General features: G+C 38.2%; 18 protein-coding genes and 2 pseudogenes. 11 read left to right on the top strand and 9 right to left on the bottom strand.

Annotation, left to right across the window (positions count from 1 at the left end; all coding sequences use genetic code 11):
• Positions 1–35: 35 nt before the first annotated feature.
• Entirely contained in the window at positions 36–815 is a 780-nt protein-coding gene (locus ACFSFW_RS19550) for an ABC transporter ATP-binding protein (protein WP_304219936.1), read from the bottom strand.
• Positions 816–1045: 230 nt separating this feature from the next.
• Here ACFSFW_RS19550 and ACFSFW_RS19555 point away from each other — a divergent pair, with 230 nt between their 5' ends.
• From ACFSFW_RS19555 to ACFSFW_RS19565, 3 genes are all read left to right on the top strand, one after another.
• Positions 1046–2782, top strand: a complete 1737-nt coding sequence (locus tag ACFSFW_RS19555; RefSeq protein ID WP_388040674.1) for a methyl-accepting chemotaxis protein — start codon at positions 1046–1048, stop codon at positions 2780–2782.
• Positions 2783–2900: 118 nt separating this feature from the next.
• On the top strand, positions 2901–3887 hold the full coding sequence (locus ACFSFW_RS19560) for a Gfo/Idh/MocA family protein (protein ID WP_388040676.1): 987 nt from the start codon (positions 2901–2903) through the stop codon (positions 3885–3887).
• Positions 3888–4134: 247 nt separating this feature from the next.
• Positions 4135–5208: a branched-chain amino acid aminotransferase gene (locus tag ACFSFW_RS19565; protein ID WP_388040677.1), complete on the top strand. Its 1074-nt coding sequence runs from the start codon at positions 4135–4137 to the stop codon at positions 5206–5208.
• An 83-nt stretch (positions 5209–5291) separates the two neighbouring features.
• Here the strand turns inward: ACFSFW_RS19565 and ACFSFW_RS19570 are convergent, their stop codons facing one another.
• Positions 5292–5654, bottom strand: coding sequence for a hypothetical protein (locus ACFSFW_RS19570; protein WP_304219893.1), 363 nt, complete (start codon positions 5652–5654; stop codon positions 5292–5294).
• 268 nt (positions 5655–5922) lie between these two features.
• On the opposite strand from ACFSFW_RS19570, the gene ACFSFW_RS19575 reads away from it, so the two are divergent.
• Genes ACFSFW_RS19575 through ACFSFW_RS19585 form a run of 3 tightly spaced genes read left to right on the top strand, consistent with a single transcriptional unit; the run spans position 5923 to position 7932 of the window.
• On the top strand, positions 5923–6981 hold the full coding sequence (locus tag ACFSFW_RS19575; RefSeq protein WP_388040679.1) for an LLM class flavin-dependent oxidoreductase: 1059 nt from the start codon (positions 5923–5925) through the stop codon (positions 6979–6981).
• 19 nt (positions 6982–7000) lie between these two features.
• On the top strand, positions 7001–7459 hold the full coding sequence (locus ACFSFW_RS19580; protein WP_304219891.1) for a hypothetical protein: 459 nt from the start codon (positions 7001–7003) through the stop codon (positions 7457–7459).
• A gap of 56 nt (positions 7460–7515) precedes the next feature.
• Positions 7516–7932 (top strand): hypothetical protein, encoded by a 417-nt coding sequence (locus ACFSFW_RS19585; RefSeq protein ID WP_304219890.1) that lies wholly within the window; start codon positions 7516–7518, stop codon positions 7930–7932.
• A gap of 84 nt (positions 7933–8016) precedes the next feature.
• On the opposite strand, the gene ACFSFW_RS19590 is transcribed toward ACFSFW_RS19585, so the two are convergent.
• Positions 8017–8280 carry a phage holin family protein gene (locus ACFSFW_RS19590; protein WP_099360987.1) on the bottom strand — a complete coding sequence of 88 codons (264 nt, stop codon included), beginning with the start codon at positions 8278–8280 and terminating at the stop codon, positions 8017–8019.
• A 176-nt stretch (positions 8281–8456) separates the two neighbouring features.
• Between ACFSFW_RS19590 and ACFSFW_RS19595 the strand changes: the two genes are divergently transcribed.
• From ACFSFW_RS19595 to ACFSFW_RS19605, 3 genes are read left to right on the top strand one after another with little or no spacing between them, the layout of a single operon-like run.
• Positions 8457–9182: an ABC transporter ATP-binding protein gene (locus ACFSFW_RS19595; protein WP_388040682.1), complete on the top strand. Its 726-nt coding sequence runs from the start codon at positions 8457–8459 to the stop codon at positions 9180–9182.
• Complete coding sequence (locus tag ACFSFW_RS19600) at positions 9179–10240, top strand: ABC transporter permease (protein WP_388040683.1); 1062 nt, start codon at positions 9179–9181, stop codon at positions 10238–10240. Before ACFSFW_RS19595 ends, ACFSFW_RS19600 begins: the two co-directional genes overlap by 4 nt.
• 18 nt (positions 10241–10258) lie before the next feature.
• Positions 10259–10912 (top strand): TetR/AcrR family transcriptional regulator, encoded by a 654-nt coding sequence (locus ACFSFW_RS19605; protein WP_304219887.1) that lies wholly within the window; start codon positions 10259–10261, stop codon positions 10910–10912.
• A 43-nt stretch (positions 10913–10955) separates the two neighbouring features.
• Here ACFSFW_RS19605 and ACFSFW_RS19610 read toward each other — a convergent pair.
• Positions 10956–11672: pseudogene (locus tag ACFSFW_RS19610) on the bottom strand (MFS transporter); the annotation flags it as partial.
• Between ACFSFW_RS19610 and ACFSFW_RS19615 the strand changes: the two are divergent.
• Positions 11672–12076: pseudogene (locus tag ACFSFW_RS19615) on the top strand (MFS transporter); the annotation flags it as partial. The pseudogenes ACFSFW_RS19610 and ACFSFW_RS19615 sit on opposite strands and share 1 nt — an antisense overlap.
• Positions 12077–12115: 39 nt before the next feature.
• Here the strand turns inward: ACFSFW_RS19615 and ACFSFW_RS19620 are convergent.
• Complete coding sequence (locus ACFSFW_RS19620; RefSeq protein ID WP_099360992.1) at positions 12116–12520, bottom strand: MarR family winged helix-turn-helix transcriptional regulator; 405 nt, start codon at positions 12518–12520, stop codon at positions 12116–12118.
• A gap of 193 nt (positions 12521–12713) precedes the next feature.
• Positions 12714–13889: an SLC45 family MFS transporter gene (locus ACFSFW_RS19625; RefSeq protein WP_388040685.1), complete on the bottom strand. Its 1176-nt coding sequence runs from the start codon at positions 13887–13889 to the stop codon at positions 12714–12716.
• A gap of 359 nt (positions 13890–14248) precedes the next feature.
• On the opposite strand from ACFSFW_RS19625, the gene ACFSFW_RS19630 reads away from it, so the two are divergent.
• Complete coding sequence (locus ACFSFW_RS19630) at positions 14249–15028, top strand: Cof-type HAD-IIB family hydrolase (RefSeq protein WP_304219884.1); 780 nt, start codon at positions 14249–14251, stop codon at positions 15026–15028.
• 77 nt (positions 15029–15105) lie between these two features.
• On the opposite strand, the gene ACFSFW_RS19635 is transcribed toward ACFSFW_RS19630, so the two are convergent.
• From ACFSFW_RS19635 to lsrK, 3 genes are read right to left on the bottom strand one after another with little or no spacing between them, the layout of a single operon-like run.
• A complete protein-coding gene (locus tag ACFSFW_RS19635) occupies positions 15106–16041 on the bottom strand; it encodes an aldo/keto reductase (protein WP_388040686.1) in 936 nt (311 codons plus the stop codon).
• A gap of 29 nt (positions 16042–16070) precedes the next feature.
• Entirely contained in the window at positions 16071–16424 is a 354-nt protein-coding gene (locus ACFSFW_RS19640; protein ID WP_304219882.1) for a cupin domain-containing protein, read from the bottom strand.
• 59 nt (positions 16425–16483) lie between these two features.
• On the bottom strand, positions 16484–18052 hold the full coding sequence (lsrK, locus tag ACFSFW_RS19645) for an autoinducer-2 kinase (protein WP_388040688.1): 1569 nt from the start codon (positions 18050–18052) through the stop codon (positions 16484–16486).
• Positions 18053–18086 lie beyond the last annotated feature (34 nt).

Here is an 18086-nt window from a genome sequence, read left to right on the forward strand (position 1 = left end):
AAGCCAGCCCTATCTAGATGTGGGGCTGGCAATTTTTATTTTCCTTTTACTAGGTAAGGACGGGAATTTTCCCATTTCACCTGAACTGGGAGATTAAAATAGTCTGATAGAGTCTCGCTTGTAATGATTTGATCGGTTTGCCCTGAAGAAAATACTTCACCACTTTTTAAAAGCAAAGTTTTCGTAAACACAGGAAGAATTTCTTCCACATGGTGGGTGACATATATAATCGTTGGTGCATCTTCTTTGATGGCTAGTCTTTCGATTGAATCTAATAATTGTTCTCTGGCGATAAAATCTAACCCATTGGTAGGTTCGTCCAAAATAAGTATGGATGGATCTGCCATTAATGCGCGTGCAATTAATACTCGTTGTTTTTCACCTTGGGACAGGGTCGAATATTCACGGTTTGCATAAGTAAGACATCCAAGTTCCTCAAGAAGTCCCTTTGCCTTTTCTCTCATGTCGTCCGTAGGGGTATCATACAGGCCAATGGATGCAAAAGCTCCACTTAAAACAACCTCAAACGCATTATCAGTAGGGTAGAACTTTTCCTGTAAGGAAGCAGACACAAAGCCAATTTTCTTCCTGAGCTCCTCACCTAAATAAACCTTACCGAACTTAAACCCAAGTACAGTCGCATCTCCGCTCGTAGGGAAATTATAGGCGTTGATTAAATCCAATAATGCAGTCTTACCAGAACCATTTAACCCATAAAGCACCCAGTGCTCGCCTTGTTCTATCTGCCAATTAATATTCTGTAGGATGAGCGCATCATCACGTTGTAGTGTAACATTCATCAAATCTAAAACCACCATAGATCCCTCCTTGTTTAATAAATTAATAATATCAAATAATTCAGATAAAGGTGTACTAGAAATTAAAAGGAAGCGAAACAAAAGATAGTGGTTTTGGAACCATATAGGGCGGTTTTAGGTGCTTGAGTAAGCCTGTTAATGCACCCTTTACATAATCTTTACAATGGCTTTACATAGCTTGATTATAATGTAATAGGTTAAAAGTCTCGGATTTGGGGGTTCTACATATGGGAATAAAGTTACGAAAGCCAAAAATGCCAGATAAAGAGAGTGATGGTGGAAAACGCATTTTTCAAACGTTTCTTCAAAAGATTAATTTAAGTGCAAGGTTATTTATCCTGTTTGTTTCTTTACTCGTGATTTCTGTAGTAACGGTTGGAACAATCTCATACATAAAGGCTAAAGAAATGACAATTGAGTCGATTGAAAATAGATTAGTAAGTGAAGCGGAACTAATGGGATATATTGCAGAAAGTTTAAAATTTGTTTATGTTAGTCAAGATGATTATTTTATGCAACAGATAGATGGGAATGTTCGAATGCAGCAGGATAAGCTTGAAGGAGATGGGATGCAGGCGGAATTTTTCTATATTAAAAATGAAGAAGTCGTGCCTTTCAAGGTGAGTAAAGATGCGCTTCCTGCTATTTCAGAAAAAACAATTACGACACTTATTGATCTCAAAGATGGAGTCATTCATGAGAAAATTAATGGCGATGATTACACGATTTCGTTCCATAAGATTGAAGAGATAGGTGGAATTTATGGGATCCTCATCCCGTCGAAATCCTATACAGGTCCGATTAACCAAATGGCCTATTTTACATTACTAGTGATGGCAATCAGTATCGTAGTGATGACGGTCGTGATTATCCTATTAGTGCGAACGATTGTAAAACCATTAAGTGCCTTGCGTAATACGATGAAAGAAGTAAGGGAAGGGAATCTCAAGCACTCCGTTGATATACGTACAACGATTCCTGAAATTACTTCATTGAATAAAAGCTATAATGCAATGATTGATCAGATGAGAAGTATGCTTAATGAATTGAAGACCTCAACGAAAGAATTAGAAACGACTGGCGATGAATTAAATGTTTCATCTAGGGATGCGCTTGAATCTAGTCATCAATTAATCTCGGCGATTGATACAGTAAGACAAGGTGCGGAGCATACTGCAAGCAGCTCTGAGGAAAGTGCTTACGGTTTTAGGACCATGTCGAATCGGATCGTGGATATTATGAGAAACATGGAAACTGTCATTGATAGCTCAAAGAGTATGAATCTCTCAGCTGGCCGCGGTGAACAAAATATAGGTCAGTTGATTGCAACGATCCAATCATTTGAAAGTGACTTCAATCGTCTCACAAAAACAATTAGAGAAGTGAAAGAATATTCACTTGAAATTACATCGCTTGTGGAATTGGTTACGGATATCGCGAAACAAACAAAACTATTAGCTTTAAATGCGACGATCGAAGCAGCCCGAGCAGGTGATGCGGGGAGAGGATTTGCTGTCGTGGCACAAGAGGTTCAGAAGCTTGCAGAGCAATCAACGAAAGCAACTGATGAAATTACAAATGCGATTACAAAAATGGAATCTATTACAATATTGGCTTCAAAGGAATTTGACCAAATGCTTATTCAGATTAATTCTAACCTCCAATTAGCAAATGACTCCAAAATCTCGATTAATGAGTTAATGCAGGGGATTTATGAGGTCAGTGGAAACATTGAAACGATGCAGGAAGAAATAACTGGACTCGAGAGTATTGTTCCAGAACTACAGCAATCTGTTACTCAATTCTCATCTGTGTCACAGGAGACATTAGCGAGCGTCGAAGAAATGTTGGCCTTTAGTGAAAGTCAAATTCAACAAATGGAAAATACAAACGGGGTAGGAAAAAGACTGCATACCCTGTCCAAATCACTTTTAGAAATAACCCAACGATTTCACGTCAAATAAGGGAAGTCAATCTCCAGGTCACTTTACAAAATTAAATTGTAGAGTGGCCATTTTTGTGATGGCTAAACCTTTTGGGGTATACTTTATGATGGAGATAATTGACAGGGGGGAGTTTAATATGGCATATAACAAGATTCGGTGGGGGATTATTGGTTGTGGGAATGTGACGGAAGTAAAGAGTGGTCCAGCATTTCAAAAAATCACAAATTCCGAGTTGGTTGCAGTCATGAGAAGAACAGGTGAGTTAGCGGAAGATTATGCAAAAAGGCATAATGTATCGAAGTGGTATGATAATGCGGACGAGCTTATCAATGATCCAGAGGTGGATGTAATCTATATCGCAACTCCGCCGGGATCCCATAAAGAGTATACACTGAAAGCAGCTCAGGCTGGAAAGCCAGTATATGTTGAAAAGCCTATGGCTCGTACTTATGCAGAATGCCTAGAAATGATTGAGGCATGTAAAGAGGCGAATGTTCCTTTGTATGTCGCTTATTATCGCAGAGCACAAGAGCGGTTTTTGAAAATCAAAGAACTACTGGATAACGGTGCAGTGGGGGATATCCGATTTGTGTCAACTACACAATATCGTAAAGCATCAGAAGATCCGAACAACCTTCCATGGCGAGTTCAGCCAGAGTTATCAGGTGGTGGCCTGTTCTTTGATTTAGCAAGCCATACTCTTGATATATTAGATTTTTTGGTTGGACCCATTAAAGAGGTACATGGTTTTGCTTCCAATCATGGTGGCCTATATCTAGCAGAGGATATTGTAACGGGTACCTATGTATTTGAATCTGGCGTACATGGTGTTGGAAATTGGTGTTTTACAGCATTTCAAAATGAAGACGTGAATGAGATTGTGGGTAGCAAAGGAAAAATTACGTTCTCTACTTTCGGAAATGAGCCTGTCGTGTTAACAACTACTAAAGGAACGGAAGAGTGGAGCTTTAAACGCCCTCAGCATGTACACCAACCATTAGTGGAAACCATTGTTGCTGAATTGACCGGTAAGGGTGTCAACTGCCCAAGCACTGGCGAATCAGGAGCTCGAACAAACTGGGTAATGGGAGAAATGGTTAAAGGATATTATTCAAATCAGTAAAAGTCTAGCCCTCGGGAAGTACATATTGCTTCTTCGAGGGCTTATTTTTTTGTTGCTAACCACCACTGATTTTACTCGATTTTTGTATTTAACTTTAAATGGAAACAAAAATTAAAAGAATGCTATACTTTAATACACTTTTTTTAGCAATATTGTGATAAAATAGTTGATATTATTATCAGAATAATATAAGATTTCGATTAATAAAAACTTAAAAGATTTAAATTAAATGAAAGCTGGGATTAACATGACGACAGATTTTACAATTGATATCACCCTTACAACTGACAAGAAGGAAATTCCCCCATTCGATCAGTTGGTGTTTGGAACAAGCTTCACTGACCATATGTTTATGTGGGATTATACGGAAGGAAAAGGTTGGCACGATGCACGAATTGTACCTTATCAATCGATTCCTTTAGATCCTGCAGCTACTATTTTTCACTACGGTCAATCGGTATTTGAAGGATTAAAGGCCTATCGTACAAAGGACGAAGAAATTTTATTGTTCAGACCGGATCAAAACATGAAAAGATTCAATAAGTCTAACCAGCGTTTGGTCATGCCACAGTTTGACGAAGAATTTGCCATTCAGGCTTTGAAGAAGCTAATTGAAATCGATAGAGACTGGGTGCCAAATCTTCCGGGTACTTCATTATATATCAGACCATTTATGATTGCTACGGAAGCACATCTTGGCGTTAATCCGGCTAAAAACTATAAATTTATGATTATATTATCCCCAGTTGGTTCTTATTATAAAGAAGGTATCAATCCTGTAAAAATTGCAGTAGAAAATAAATATGTTCGTGCAGTTGCAGGTGGTACAGGTGATGCAAAAACAGCAGGGAACTATGCTGCGAGTTTATTAGCGTCAGAAATTGCAAGTGAAAATGGTTATTCACAAGTATTATGGCTTGATGGTAGAGAGAAACAATATATTGAAGAAGTAGGCAGTATGAACATCTTCTTTAAAATCAATGGAGAAGTTGTCACACCAGCATTAAACGGTAGTATTTTAGATGGAATCACTCGTAAGTCGATTATTGAACTCTTAAAATACTGGAATGTTCCTGTAACTGAACGAAAAATTTCTATTCAAGAGGTTCAACAAGCTTATAACGATGGCGTGCTTGAAGAAGTCTTTGGAACAGGAACAGCTGCTGTTATTTCACCAGTTGGAGAGCTTTTCTATAATAATGAAAAATCTATTATTAACAATGGTGAAACAGGAGAGTTATCGAAAAAACTATACGATACGATTACTGGAATCCAAAACGGTACAGTAGAAGATCCGTTTGGCTGGACTGTGAAATTATAAGGAATAAAAAAGTGCTTACCGATGCGGTAGGCACTTTTTTTGCGGCGTGGAAAGGTTCCTTGTCCCAGAAGCACAATGCTATTTTAAAAGATAACGAGCCAATAAATATAAGATGCTACTAACAGACCAGTGTATGCCCACGAAAGCTTACGTTGCCATGTGGCTGGTTGAAAAGTTGTAAATAGAAATGTGATAGGTACTAGTGTCCAAGGTAGTAAAAGTAATAGACTTAGGAAAATCAATCCGAGGGACATACCGATAGAGCCGACTCCTAATGAAACTTTGGCTAGATAAGCTGACGCTCCTAATCCAAAAGGAGAGAGAAGAAGCAAGAAATAACTTTTAAGACGGAAGGCTAAGAAAAACGTACTAAGAGATTCTGTTTCAAAAATTCTGAAATTAAAATGTGAGAGTGGTTCACGAATTTTCTCAGGAACTAATTGCATGTTCATCACTCCTAATAGAATGGTATATGAGGTATGTAAAAAAATCCTATATATATAGTATACGAAATAAACAGTAAAAAGTTTTACATTTATACAATAATATTCCAAATCGTTAGATTTTTGTGAATGATGACCAAAGTATGATTCAATCTGTCCCACCTCGGTACCCATTCAAAAGTCTAAAAAATTTGCTTCAAAACCAACAATATTAAATAATAGAAGTAGTTTAGCAATAAGATAAATGAAACAATAATAGGGGGTACAGACATTGGAAATAGGAATCAGTACTTTTGTTGAGACAACGCCGGATCCTCGAACTGGTGAGGTCATTAGCCATGCGCAAAGAATTCGCGAAGTGGTTGAGGAAATTGTTTTAGCCGACCAAGTCGGTCTAGATGTATTCGGTGTGGGGGAGCACCACCGTGAGGATTATGCAGCTTCAGCACCTGCTATTATACTAGCAGCGGCTGCATCGCAAACAAAGAAAATTCGTCTAACAAGCGCGGTTACCGTACTTTCGTCGGCCGATCCTGTTCGCGTGTTCCAGGATTTTTCAACCGTTGATGCTATTTCGAATGGACGAGCTGAAATTATGGCGGGAAGAGGATCTTTCATCGAATCATTCCCTCTATTCGGCTATGATTTAAAGGACTATGATGAGCTCTTTGAAGAGAAATTAGATCTGCTGCTACATATTCAAAGGTCGGAGAAAGTAACCTGGCAAGGGAAGCACCGACCATCCATTAACAATAGAGGCATCTATCCAAGACCTGTTCAAGATCCATTACCAATCTGGATTGGAAGTGGAGGAAACCAAGAATCAGTGGTACGCGCGGGTCTTTTAGGACTACCACTCGTTCTCGCAATTATTGGAGGAAGACCTGTTCAATTTGCGCCACTTGCTGAACTATACAAGAGAGCTGTTGCGCATGCAGGACATGATTTTTCAAAATTAGCGATTGCCTCCCATTCGCACGGGTTTGTCGGTGAAAGCATGGAAGAAGCTGCGGAAAAGTTCTTCCCATCAACAGCGCAGTCGATGAGTAAATTAGGAAAAGAGCGTGGCTGGGGGCCATATACCCGGGATACCTTTGACCATGCCCGAAGCTTTGAAGGTGCATTATATGTAGGTGACCCTGAATATGTTGCCAATAAAATCATACACTTACGTAAAAACGTTGGGGTTACTCGTTTTATGCTTCATTGCCCTGTTGGAACAATGCCGCATAAGGATGTCATGCGCTCAATTGAACTACTAGGGAAAGAAGTAGCACCACGTGTCAGGGAAGAAGTAGCGAAATGGGAAGCAGAGAACGAAGCGAAATAAGAAAATAGAGGAGAAGGTAATGGGGAATCTATCTCATAAACAGTTAGCAACGGAATGCTTTAATAAAGTGTGGGATCTACTAGAAAATACGAATCGTACAGAATATGAAACAGAGGAAATGATGCATCTAAGTCATGCTTCGTTTTGGCATTGGACGCAGGTAACAGATCATACCGAACAAAATCGATCAATTGGCTATTGGCAACTTTCACGGGTTTATGCTGTCGTGGAAAATGGAGTTCAGGCCCTATACTTTGCAAAGCGATGCGTAGAAATCAGTAAGAAGGCAGAGCTAGCACCATTTTATATTGCTTACGCATACGAAGCGTTGGCGAGGTCTTATATCGTTCTAGATGAAATAAGCCAAGCTGAAGAAACCATTATTCAAGTAAAAAAGTACACAGAACTTGTAAAAGTTGAAGAAAGTAAGAAGCTCTTATTGGCAGATTTAGCAGAACTAATGAATAAAATATCATGACCGGCATGCATAACTTATGTTAAAAATTGGGATATTACTACTTGAGGTGAATAATTATGAAAAAAATAGTAATATCCCTGCTTACTCTTGTCATCTTGTTCCCATTCCAAGTCGGTGCACAAGCAAGAGTTGAATGCCCAAGTGTGAGTCTGTTAGAGGATACATCAAACACTAATAAAGATGAACTCATCCAGGCATTAGAAACAATCATTCCTCGTACATTTGGCGAAAGTGATTATGGAAATCATTTCTCGGATTGGGAAGTCGTAACAGCGCAACCTTTAGATGAAAAAGTTGCGAAAGAGTACCAAATGTCTACCAAATATTGTGGACAAGAAGTGGCAGACAAGTCGTGGTTAGTTACATTGCATTTTCCAAGATGGGAAGGAAAAAGTGACGTAGCAGCGGATGGCCAAATCTTTGTCTCAAAAAGTAAAGATAATGGTTGGTTTGTCTGGTACAGAAATCAATAAAATAACGCAAACAAACGCTTGGAAAAAAATCCAAGCGTTTCGCGTTTTTAATATGTGGAAAATAGATTAGTGCGTAAGAGTGAATTATATTTTTTTAACTCTTGCCTCAGCCGTTTGTTTATACAGCTGATGACCGAAAACAGCAACCCCAGCTGCAATTACTCCGTTATATAAAGCCTCTGCAGTAAAGCCGTAGAAAAATGTGCCACCTGCTAGAGAAACTCCTAAAAGAATCCATGTAATAGCCCAATTCGGAATAGTCGGCGTTGTTTTTAGGAAATACCCGATCACCCAAAGTACAGGGACCAACATATAATAATTTTCATTTAAAAATTCAAGCAAGTCCATGGTTGTCACCTCCTTAGTGCATGGTATGAAAGGTAAGTAAAATGTGCTTGTTCGAATATCCCAATAATAAAAATTTTTATGTGAGTGAATACTCACTTTTTTATTGACGTTCTCCAAAATACAAACGATAATAAAAGTGAGTAATCACTCATTTTTTGTGAAGAGGAGGCAGTTTGATGGCCGATACGGTAGTAATTAATAAAGTAAGTAAAAGCTTTGGGAAAAACGTGGTGCTAAATGAAATTGACCTATCTATTGAGGAAGGAACAATTTACGGTTTTATTGGACCCTCAGGTGTAGGTAAAACCACATTAGTCAAAATGATTGTAGGAATGGACTCGCCAGATCAAGGCTCTATCCAAGTGTTAGGAGAGAAAGTGCCTAATCTTGAGCTTTTGCAGGATATTGGCTATATGGCTCAATCCGATGCATTGTATACAGAGCTAACAGGGAAGGAAAACCTTGCTTTTTTTGCTTCACTTTATAAGTTGAATCGTGCCCAAACGAAAGAACGAATTGCATATACCTCAAACCTAGTCAATCTGACGGATGACTTAAATAAAAAAGTATCTACGTACTCCGGTGGGATGAAACGACGTTTGTCTCTCTCCATTGCGTTGATACAAAACCCGAAAATATTAATTCTTGATGAACCAACTGTTGGCATTGACCCTGAGTTGAGGCTCTCTATTTGGAATGAATTAATCCGGTTAAAAAAGGAAGAAGGTAAAACGATTATCGTCACAACTCATGTCATGGAAGAGGCGGAACGCTGCGATTATATCGCAATGGTCCGAGATGGTCAGATCATAACGAGAGGTACGCCAAGTGATCTGAAAGAGGCATATGGTGCCAGCAATTTTGATGAAGTATTTTTACAAGCAGGGAGGGTGAGGCAATGAGAATCGTTGCACTCATAAAAAGAATTTTTCAGCAGTTGCTCCGTGATAAGCGGACATTAGCCTTACTATTTGTTGCCCCATTGCTCATTTTGTCTCTCATGAACGTATTGTTTGATGGACCTTCTGTTAATCCTACAATAGGAGTTGTAAATATTGAGGATAAATTTGTTGAAAGCATAAAAGAAGCAGATATTCAAATAGAAGAATATAACGAAGCGACAAATCCTGAACAAATGATCCTAAACCAAGAACTTGATGGATTGCTTGTGATGGAGAATAATCAGGTAGTCTTAACGTTAACAAACAGCGACCCATCATCTGCAAAGGCGTTGCAGATGAAAGTCAACCAGGCATTTGCCTCACAGGCACAGGAAAATCTAGTCAATCAAATACCTACACTCAAGGATTTACCTACAACCGATTTGGAAATAAACTATGTTTACGGTAATAATGATACTGTATTTTTTGATGTGCTTAGTCCGATTTTGATCGGTTATTTCGTATTCTTTTTTGTATTTCTAATTTCAGGAATTGGTTTGTTAAAAGAAAGAACAACAGGTACGTTAGAGAGATTAATGTCAACTCCTATCCGTAGGGGAGAAATTGTGACTGCATATTTAGTTGGCTTTGGCATATTTGCTATCATTCAAACAGTTATTGTTGTGTTTTTTACCATTAATGTGTTGGATGTCGTGCTAGTAGGCTCAATATGGAATGTTATTCTCATTAATTTAGTGCTAGCGTTAGTTGCTTTATCACTAGGAATTCTGTTATCGGCATTTGCAGCATCTGAATTTCAAATGATTCAATTTATACCGATTGTCATAATCCCACAAATATTTTTCTCAGGAATTATTCCACTAGAGGGAATGGCTGATTGGCTGCAGATTGTTGCAAAAATCATGCCTATCTATTATGCTGCGCATGCATTAAAGGGAGTCATGTATCAAGGTTTAGGATTAGCTGATATCGGCTTTGATTTATTTGTGTTAATCATGTTTGCAGCCATTTTTATTATCCTAAATGTTTTCGCATTGAAAAAGTATCGCGCATTATAGTAAGGAAGTGAAAGGAATTTGTCTAAAGAAAATCTATTAGATGCCATAATTGAACAAACAAAGCTATCCAAGAAACCAACTGAAAAACAACAGAAAATAATTGAAACAGCCATAAAAATGTTTGCAGAAAAGGGATATGCCAATACGTCTACAAATGAAATCGCAAAAGCAGCAGGAGTTGCAGAAGGAACCATTTTCCGTCATTATGGTACGAAAGATAACTTACTGCTTTCGGTTATGATTCCGTTCTTAAAAGAGGCTTTACCAGGAATGGCTGAAAAAGTATTTAAAGAAGTACTAACTGAGGATACACTGTATTTTGAAGATTTTTTAAGGCGGATCCTCAAAAACAGAATTGAATTTATTAATGAAAATCAGGAAATTTTTCAAATCATCGTCAAGGAAATATTATATAGTGAAGCATTGAGAAAGGAACTGGTTCCGTATTTCTCTTCCAATGTCATGAATCGCGTTGCACATGCAATCGAATTATTCAAGAGCCGTGGAGAAATAAAGGATCTTTCTACAGATACACTGTTGAAAATACTAATGACAACATTCGGTGGTTTTCTCGTCACTCATTTTGTGCTTAAGCCATCCCAAGAAAAAATGGATATCGACCAAGAAGCGGAAAACTTAGTCCGTTTTGTGATGGATGGTATCAGAAAATAAACAGAGCCTTGCCCGACAAAACATGCCGAGCAAGGCTTTATTTTTACATGGATAATGGTAATGTTTGATTTTTTCGACCTGCAGATTCTTTCTTACCATGCATAAAGAAGTAAAGAATTATACTCGCTAAAGCCACAATTCCTAGAATGGAATATAGCTTGCTGTACCCTGTAATTGGAACAAGAAATCCTAATAGATAAGGGCCAAACCCAAGCCCTGCGTCTAAGAAGATATAGAAAGTAGAGGTCGCAAGCCCCATACGATGTGCTGGTGTTAACTTGATCGCAACTGCTTGAGTACATGACTGCATATTTCCGAATCCTAGCCCGATAAGTGCACCAGAAAGTAGGAGAGTTATGCTGTTGTGAGCAATACTTAATAGAAACATACCAACTGCTAATAGGATAAAGGCTGGATACATGACGTAATTTGCACCTTTTATATCCATTAACCGTCCAGTGAAAGGACGAGAAAGCAGAATCGCAATAGAATACACAAGGAAGAAGAAGCTTGCTGCAGTTACTAATTCAATTTCAATTGCATAAAAATTGATAAACGAAAGAACACTTGCATAACAAAGCGAAATTGCAAAAGTAACAATCGCAATCGGAAGTGCTTTCGGTTCCACATAATTCGCAATTGAAAAGCCTTTTTTCTCTTGAGTTTGATTTGATTGTATTTCAACTGGTGGCACATAAAGGATGAGTGAAGTGAGAAGAGTGATGACCCCAATCACAAGACATAGACCGAAGATAACCTGTTGTCATCATTGCCGTTTATGCAGTTGATGAATATGGTGCTTCTACAAGCCAAGCAGGGCTTGTCACAGGTATCTTTATTGTCGGAACGTTAATTGGCCGACTTTTTATTGGCCGTTATATCGATATGATTGGTCGTAAAAAAACATTATTTATTGGGTTGATTCTTTTTACAATTACAACCTTCTTATACTTCGTACATGCCGGAATCACGTTTCTCCTAATCAATCGTTTCATTCACGGCATTACTCTCGGCATCGCTAGCACCGCGACTGGTACAATTGTTGCTCAAATCATCCCGCCTAAACGTAGAGGTGAAGGAATTGGCTATTTTAGTATGAGTGCGACATTAGCAACGGCGATCGGACCATTTATCGGATTATTTATGTCTCAGCATACAAGCTATTTCGTCCATAGTTTTTGATTATCCAAGTTGAAAATCCCCTCACTTTATTAAATTGTTTCGTATTGTTTTCATAATCTGAATGGCTTGGAGTAGTTCCTTTTCAGATACCCCCTCTATTATTTCCTTTTCAAATTCATCAACTGTTTCCCTGACTTCTAGATACACTTTTTTACCAAGGTCAGTAAGCTGCATTCTTTTTTCTCGCTTGTCTTTCCCAGGAATGTTTTCTACATATCCTAGTTCTTCTAAACGATTTATGGTTCTTGTAACAGTTGGCTTTTCGACTCCTAGGTAATTAGAGATTTCCACGAGTGTAGGTGAGCCAAAGTTTACAATGTAGTACAGAATGGACCATTGTGCTCTATAAAGCTGGTGTTTACCGAGTTCAACATTCAGCTTACTCTCAAAAGGTCGATATAATTGAGTTAGTTGTTGAAAAAACAATTGAAAATTTTCGATTGGACTTCACCTCTTTTGGAAATAGTTACTCAAGGTAATAGTTATCAAGGGTAACCATTTGATTATAATATCAGACATCATTGTAATAGTCTATGAAATAAACAAATAAAAATGAAAAAAGCGTGATAAAACTGTTTCCAGTTTACACGCCTCTTATGATTATCTCCTTGAGAATACGCTATGAGCCAAGCACCGCGCTTTTCTGCTCTTTTACCCTGGTAATAAAGACCAATGCAAGAACTAGGCTCCCTGCTGCAGCAAGAAATAACACACTGAATCCAAACAGGTCAATTAAGTATCCAAGAGTCGGCGGTGACGTGATCGCTGCCAATGAGGAAACTAAATAATAAAGCCCCGTTCTGGTTCCGAAGCTTTTTTCACTTCCCGTCGAAACAATAAATGGGTATGCGTTAATGTTAACAAATGCCCAAAAGATGCCTCCCAAAAATAAAATCGCTCTTAAGAGAATAACCGAATCAACCCAGTTTAATAGTAAAAACGAAACAATTAGCCCAATGACACCGACGACAATTACTTTTTTCTTGCCAATCTTTGCACCTAGGAGGCCACTTGGAATGGCTGAAATCACAAAGCTTAATGAAAAAAAAGTAAGTGAAAAAGCAGAAGCGCTTCTGGAAAGACCTAATTCATTTACACCATATAGGGTAAACAAAGCCTCCATTCCTTGAATGGCAATAAACCAAAAAAAGATAGCTGCCAAAAGGTACAGCGTTGAGGCATTCAATTCTTCCTTATAATTAATCTTTGGTATAACTGTTTCTGTATAGGAAATGGAATCACGCTGTTCTTTTATCTGTTTAAATACAATCCAAAGGGTGAGTAGGAAAACAACGGAAACGGCAAGAAATGGGAGAGTCTCATCGACGCTGAATAAGAATGATCCGATACTAAATGCTAAGATAGCACCACAGCCCCCCATAAAATTGATGATTCCGTTTGCTTTTGTACGGTCTTGTTCTGGGGTGATATCGGGCATTAATGCAATCGTAGGGGAACGGAAAATCGCCATCGATAAGTTCATACATAACATAAAAATGAGTAAGGATATTAGCCCAGTGTGGAAGGGAATGAGAGTGTAAAATAGGGCTGCAAGTGGCACACCAACAAGTAAATAAGGTATCCTGCGTCCGAAGCGAGTTCGAGTTCGGTCACTTAATTGTCCAATATATGGCTGTAAAAAGAGAGCAATATAATTATCGATGGTCATAAGAAACCCAATCAAAGCAGTACTTGTGATGAAATTATCCAGAAAAAAAGGAACAAATCCGTTATACAAAGACCATCCTAGACTAATGCTAAAAAAGCCAAACCCTAATAACCAAGTTTTTTTCATGCTCGCTCTCCTTGATGTAGATCAAATGCGCCTTGGCGTATTTGTGCCCATTGGGACTTCTACTGAATATATCAAACATACTTCTAATTTATGCCAGGTAATAGTACTTTTTGCCTGTTTTTAACTTTATTCAGCAAGCGGATATTTCTGCTGAATAAAGTTAAAGCCTCCGGCGGATGCCTCAGATTTTTAAAGGTAGTTTTTCGAGCAAACTCGAAAAAATCTGGGCGCAAATACGCTTTGGGGCGTATTTGATTTAGTAATCTTCAAGAATTGTTTCATTTGTTTAAAGCGCGAAAATAATGTATCGTAGACAATATGTGATTGAGCAAAAGTGAGATAGAAAGTGGGAAGATGAAATGAAAGAACGTAGCCTAATTTTTTTTGACATAGATGGAACACTCTTGAATCATGATAAAAAACTGCCATCTTCAACGAAGGAAGCCATCTTTAAACTAAAGGAACTCGGACACGAAGTTGCGATTGCTACTGGCCGTGCTCCTTTTATGTTTGAAGACCTTCGCGAAGAGCTAGGAATCGGTACATATGTTAGCTACAATGGGCAGTATGTTGTGTTAAACGGTGAAGAAATTTATACAAACCCTTTAAATGAAGAAGCCCTTATTCAATTAACCGAAAAGGCACTTGCCAACAATCATCCGATCGTTTACATGGACCACGAGGACATGAAAGCAAATGTGCCTGAACATGAATTTATTACGGAAAGCATTGCAACATTAAAAATCAAAAGTTTTCCAACCTATGATCCAAAGTATTATGAAGGACGTAAATTGTTCCAATCGTTATTATTTGTCCAAGAAGGTGAAGAAGGGCAGTACGAAAAAGAATACAAGGACTTTGATTTTGTGCGCTGGCATCCGGTTTCCGTAGACGTTATCCCAAGTGGGGGGTCAAAAGCGAACGGAATAGAGAAACTTGTTGAAAAAATAGGGATTCCTTCAGAACGCATTTATGCCTTTGGCGATGGGTTGAATGATATGGAAATGCTAACTACTGTTCAAAATAGTGTAGCCATGGGGAACGGACTGGACGAAGTAAAAGAAGTAGCGAAGTACGTAACCAAATCAGTTGAGGAAGACGGAATCCTACACGGACTAAAAATGGTAGGGTTGTTATAGAAATAATCGTGAACCAAAATGAAAAGAGCAAAAGCACGAAAAACCTTGTTGCTTTCGCTCTTTTTATGTTTCATCATTCATGATTTAAAGATATCATCTATATCCTGAATTTCTTTTGGTGTTAATGTTATTTCTAAAGCTTTAAGGTTACTAACAATTTGTTCCGGTCGTTTTGCCCCAGGGATAACAGAATCAATTCCATCACGAGTTAAGTACCAGGCAAGGACAAGATGTGCCATTTCAACATTTTTTGATTCGGATATAGTTCGTAATTGCTCTACCTTTTCAAGATTTTGCAGATATGATTCCTCTTTAAAATAAGGTAATCTTGCTCGAAGGTCAGTGAATGTGGAGTCCTTTGAAAACTTACCGGTTAGTAAACCTGCTGCTAAAGGATAAAATTGTATAAACGAAATATTGTTTTCAATCGTGTAAGGTATAATGTCATTTTCTAATCCTCTATCTAATAAATGATATCCACCCTGATATACATCTACGTAACCGTCCTGGTTCGCTTCTCTTAGTTGATCTATCGAAAAGTTTGACACCCCGATTACTCGTATTTTCCCTTCGTCTTTAAGCTCTTTCAAAGCACCGATAGCCTCAGCTTTAGGCGTTGTTTTATCGGGTTTATGAATATAATAGATATCAATATAATCTGTTTTTAAGCGCTTTAGGCTTTCTTCAACCTCTTGCTTTAGGAAAGAAGGGGAGTTATCAAATTGTATTTTTTGATTAATAAGCTTAGGGCCGCCCTTTGTTGCAATAATGACATCAGCGCGATTTTTCTTCTCACTTACAACGTCACCAATCAATTCTTCTGACCTTCCAAACCCATAGCTATATGCCGTATCTATAAAATTGATTTCATGATGAAATGCTGTTCTAACTAAATCTTTCCCAACCTCATCATCGAGGTTTGAATAGATATTATGACCACCAACCGCATTTGCTCCCAACCCGATTGGATTAATATATATATCGGTTTTACCTAAACGAATTCGTTTTGTCATGTTAAGCATCTCCTCTAAGCGAAAACATTTTATTTCAAGGGCTTATAATCAACATCAACTTTATCCTTTTCTTGATAAGGGGAGAGCATAAATGCAGCTTTAAAATTTGTTTCCCCTTTATTCACAAGATAATGAACTTTTTTCGGCTCAACATGGATAAAATCCCCTTTAGTGCAATTGAAAACTTCGCCATCGATGTGGATTTCCAATTCGCCTTCAAGAATAAAGAAATTTTCCTCCATTACATTATGGTAATGGGCAGGGAAGTGTTGACCAGGTTTTAAAACGACTACACCGAAGTTCATTCTTGGACCTCTTTGAAGATATTTCGGACCACTATCACCAAATCTGTATTCCTTTTCGTTCTCATTAATAACCGTCATTGTTATCACTCCAAGTCGCTTATTTTAAGCCTAAAAATCGGGCGCAAATTCGCCGTGGCTCATTTGATTCCAGGTGCTATCCACATATGCTCAGTTAAACCACTATCTGCTAATTCAAGCTGATGCTTGTAAATGTCCTTCCACTTACTGAATAACTCTTCATACACTTCCCGATTTTCTTGATTCGGTAAATAGGTTCTTTCGAAATGAATGACTTTTGCTATAGCATCATTAAAATCCTCATAAACCTTCGCGCCCACACCTGCACAAATAGCGGCACCTAGGGCAGTCGATTCCTTTACAACCGGAACTTTTATAGGTTTATTAAGGACATCGGAAACAATCTGGCACCACAACTCACTATTCGAAGCTCCACCCGCAAAAATAATCGATTCAGGGGAAGTATTTGTTAGAGCATTAACCAATTCGATATTCCCCTTAGTTACAAAAGCTGCATTTTCCATAATAGATCTATAAAAGCTTGCTTTGTTATACTTCTGGGAATCAAGTTTAAAATTAATAAAACCAGGTGAGGCATGCTTCCAAGATTTATAGTTCATTTGATCTGAAAAAGTGCATAGCAACCCAAAGCTTCCGGCAGGAATGTTTTGTGCTCGTTTTTCCATCTGAACATAAATACTTTCTCCGGTTTTATCTTGAATGTCCTTTTCAAGCTCACAAAAACTATCTCTAAACCATCTCATCACTAAGCCTGGAAAAAAGGCAATTGCTTCGTATTGCCAAGTATTAGGTGCAGCATGGCAATTAATTCGAACTCTGCATTCATCGTCGATTTCAACATGATTTGTCGTATACTCGTATTGCCAGAAGCTCCCTCCAAAAATAGCAGCATCTCCTTCATTAATAACCCCTACGCCAATACAACCAAGCTGCGCGTCTCCACCTCCAGCAACAACCATTGTTTGAGGGCTTAATCCTGTAAGCGTTGCCATTTTATTCGTTACATTTCCAATTACCGTACCACTTTCGTATACAATTGGAAAAATATCATTTCTCAAATTTACTTTTTCGGCGATACCTGGATCCCATAACCTGCTTTTTAAATCAAAGAGTCCAGTTGTACAGCCGTTTGACGGCTCGACTGAGATTATATCTGTGAGACGATAGGTTATCCAGTCATTAAGCATCGTTACGTATTTAATCTTTTCGTATGTGTCAGGGAGGTTATTTTTAACCCAAAGTATTCGAGGGATGGCACCTAAGGAAAATGTCTGACCAGAGAGTTTATAAATCTCGGATTCTAGTGAATCGCTCTGGCTATATAGATTTGCAACTTCATTATTAGAACGTGAGTCAACATTCGCACATGCCCATAATTCCTTGCCTTTGTCATCATATAAAACAATGGCTTCTCTCATACTAGTCGTAGAAATGGAAAGTATATCACTTGGGTCTATTTTACTTTTGTCGATTGTTTCTTTGATGAGGTCCGTAATGATACTGATATTTTTATTGATATCAAAATCCATAGAGCCAGGATATCTATTATCTTCATGATGTGTCCATTCAGCCTGTGAAACGCAAACCTCTTGGCCAGTTGTGTCAAATAAGATTACTCTCACACTGCCAGTTCCAGCATCGATAGCCATTAGGAATTTCCCCTTCATTCCTATTTCCCCCTTATCGAAAAAGATAGTGTTC

This window comes from Ferdinandcohnia salidurans (assembly GCF_042680725.1).
GTDB classification, from domain to species: domain Bacteria; phylum Bacillota; class Bacilli; order Bacillales; family Bacillaceae_L; genus Ferdinandcohnia; species Ferdinandcohnia salidurans.